The sequence below is a fragment of the Stenotrophomonas sp. HMWF023 genome (assembly GCF_003060985.1).
Lineage (GTDB): Bacteria > Pseudomonadota > Gammaproteobacteria > Xanthomonadales > Xanthomonadaceae > Stenotrophomonas > Stenotrophomonas lactitubi.
The window spans coordinates 1,591-4,332 of the sequence record NZ_QAIJ01000201.1 but is presented as its reverse complement, the minus strand read 5'-3'; the positions used below and the strand labels follow the sequence as shown (position 1 = coordinate 4,332).

General features: G+C 68.1%; 4 protein-coding genes and 1 pseudogene. 1 reads left to right on the top strand and 4 read right to left on the bottom strand.

The features are described from left to right. A pseudogene (locus tag DBR20_RS10900) lies at nucleotides 1–192 on the top strand (hypothetical protein); the annotation flags it as partial. Nucleotides 193–279: 87 nt separating this feature from the next. On the opposite strand, the gene DBR20_RS10895 reads toward DBR20_RS10900, so the two are convergent. From DBR20_RS10895 to DBR20_RS10880, 4 genes are all read right to left on the bottom strand, one after another. Continuing rightward, on the bottom strand, nucleotides 280–555 hold the full coding sequence (locus tag DBR20_RS10895; RefSeq protein WP_108266189.1) for a DUF4031 domain-containing protein: 276 nt from the start codon (nucleotides 553–555) through the stop codon (nucleotides 280–282). Between the two features lie 13 nt (nucleotides 556–568). Then, a complete protein-coding gene (locus DBR20_RS10890; protein ID WP_108266188.1) occupies nucleotides 569–1,078 on the bottom strand; it encodes a hypothetical protein in 510 nt (169 codons plus the stop codon). Between the two features lie 87 nt (nucleotides 1,079–1,165). Beyond that, nucleotides 1,166–2,140 (bottom strand): flagellar motor protein MotB, encoded by a 975-nt coding sequence (gene motB, locus DBR20_RS10885; protein WP_108266187.1) that lies wholly within the window; start codon nucleotides 2,138–2,140, stop codon nucleotides 1,166–1,168. 3 nt (nucleotides 2,141–2,143) lie between these two features. Beyond that, the coding region (locus tag DBR20_RS10880; RefSeq protein ID WP_258223298.1) for a MotA/TolQ/ExbB proton channel family protein at nucleotides 2,144–2,742 on the bottom strand (599 nt) is incomplete at its 5' end.

Here is a 2,742-nt window from a genome sequence, read left to right as displayed (position 1 = left end):
GACCTGGACGGCGTGCAGCTGATGAGCACCGCCTTCGACCGCCTGCGCGAGCACAACTACACGCTGTGGAGCGTGGATGCCGGCAACGACGGCTTCAGTGGCTGGATGGCGCTGACCCGCGATGACGACGCCGTGCTGGCGCTGTGCTCGCTGCTGAACGTGGAAGTGCGGCTGGGCAGCGACCCGTTCTGAGATTCACCGGTAGCGCCGGGCCATGCCCGGCGGCTTCTCGCCGCGCTGCGCGCTCGCCGGGCATGGCCCGGCGCTACCCGTACCCGCCTACGGCCGGTACTGCGCCCTGGCGTTGGCGATCACCGCTTTCACCTGCACGCGATCCACGTGCCGGGAAATGGCCACCGCGCCCAGCGCGAGCGCCTGCGCACGCAGCTCGGCGGTGACATCGTAATGCGCGCCGCTGGCCTTGTTCTGGAAGGCCCGCGAGGGAATGCCGAGCTGCGCCGCCATCGCGTGCAGCTCGGCCAGGGTATCGGCCATCAGGTGCGCCCAGCGCTGACCGCGCCAGGGATGCACCGCGTCATCGACGTAGACCGACACCGCCGCCGCCTGATCAGGCCTGCGGCTTGCCGTCGGCGTCGGCGGCCGTAGCGGCCTCGGCGTCGGCAGCGCCTTCGGCGCCGGCAGTGTCCGCAGCCGCTTCATCGGCAGCGTCGCCTTCGGCGGCTGCGTCTTCAGCCTGCTCGCTGGCGAACTCGGCCACCAGCTTGTCCAGGTACTCCTCGGCCGTCTGGCCCGCTTCGGCGGCCAGGGTGTCGAGCAGCTTCTGCATCAGCTCGGAATATTCCAGGGTGACCTTGCGGCCTTCGGCTTCCTGCACGTTGGACAGGTGCTTGAGCATGGCCAGCATCGGCACCGGGTTGTCGGCGTTGCCCATGGTCTGGCCACCGATGGCCAGCAGCCACTCGCGGCCCTGCAGGCCGATGGCGGCCACGGCCTGGCCGTCCTCGTTGACCAGCACGGCATGGTTCTGCACCTGCTGCTGGGCGTTCAGACGGAGGAACGGACGCTTGGCCTGCTGCTTCTTGCGCTTGTCGCGCTTGGCCTTGGAGGACTGGGACATGGGGTGGGATCACCTGAAGTCGGAAAGACCGCCATTGTACTGGGTGCCGCGCTGCGCGCTCGCCGGGCCATGCCCGGCGGAAACCGCTCAGCGGTCAGAGCCCTTTCCTGCAGAAAGGGATCCGACCCCGGCCTGCCCCTGCGCAGCCTGCACGTCCGGATCCACGGTGGTCGCCGACAGGCCCACCTGCGGTCCGGCACCGGCCAGCGCGGCTTCCTCGGCGGCCTTGGTCATCACCACGATGCTGATGCGGCGGTTGATCGGATTCTGCGGGTCGGTCCTGTCGAACAGCACCGACGAAGACAGGCCGACCACGCGGGTGATCTTGCTGTCGTCCATGCCGCCATCGATCAGGGCGCGGCGCGCGGCATTGGCGCGGTCGGCGCTCAGTTCCCAGTTGCCGTAGCCGCGTGTGGCCGAATAGGCGGTGATGTCGGTGTGGCCGGTCAGGCTGATCCGGTTCGGCACGTGGTTCAGGTACTCGGCCAGCTCGTGCAGGATCTGCTGCGTGTACGGCTTCAGGGTGGCGCTGCCGAGGTCGAACATCGGCCGGTTCTGCTTGTCCACGATCTGGATGCGCAGGCCTTCCGGGGTCAGGTCCAGCAGCAGCTGGTCCTTGAACGGCTCCAGCGCCTGGCTGCGGCTGATCGCCTCCTGCAGCTCCTTCATCAACGCTTCCAGCTGCTGCTTGTCGCGCTGCTGTTCGTCCACCGGCTGCGGAATCGCCTTCTGCTGGTTCTGGAAGGGATCGTTGCTGTTGCCGCGCGAGACGTCGGTGGCGCCGCCCAGCTTGATCATCGAGGTGCTGGCACCGCCCGGCCCGGCCATGCCCGGCGCCGGCGTCGCGCTGGAGCCGACCAGCGGGCTGGGGTTGCGGAAGTACTCGGAAATGGCTGCGCGCTCAGGCTTGCTGGTGCTGGCCATCAGCCACAGCACCAGGAAGAAGGCCATCATCGCGGTCACGAAGTCGGCATAGGCCACCTTCCACGAACCGCCGTGGTGGGCGGCGTGGCCAGCCTTCTTGACCCGGCGGACGATGACGGTGGGCTTGGTCTCGGCCATGGCTTACTTGACCGTCTTCAGGTGCTGCTCGAAGTCGGAGAACGCCGGGCGCACGTTCGACGGCAGCGTCTTGCGGGCGAACTCCAGCGCGATCTTCGGGTTGTAGCCGCGCAGGCAGGCCAGCAGGGCGGTCTTCACCGACTCGTAGATGCGGCTGTCCTGCTCGGCACGGGCTTCCATCGCCGAGGCCATCGGGCCGACGAAGCCGTAGCCCAGCAGAATGCCGAGGAAGGTACCGACCAGCGCGCCGGCCACATGGCCACCCACTTCGACGATGTCGCCACCGATCGAGCCCATGGTGATGACGATGCCCAGCACCGCCGCCACGATGCCGAAGCCGGGCAGGCCGTCGGCGACCTTGTTCATCACCTGCGACGGCGCCATCGCTTCGGCGTGGTGCTTCTCCAGCTCCAGCTCCAGCAGCGGCTCCAGCTCGTGCGGCTCGATGTTGCTGCCGATCATCAGGCGCAGGCAGTCGGTGATGAAGTCGATCAGGTGGTGGTCGGCCTGCACCTTCGGGTAGTTGCCGAACAGCGCGCTTTCGGCCGGCCGCTCGACGTGGTCTTCCAGCGCCATGAAGCCTTCACGGCGGGCCTTGTTGA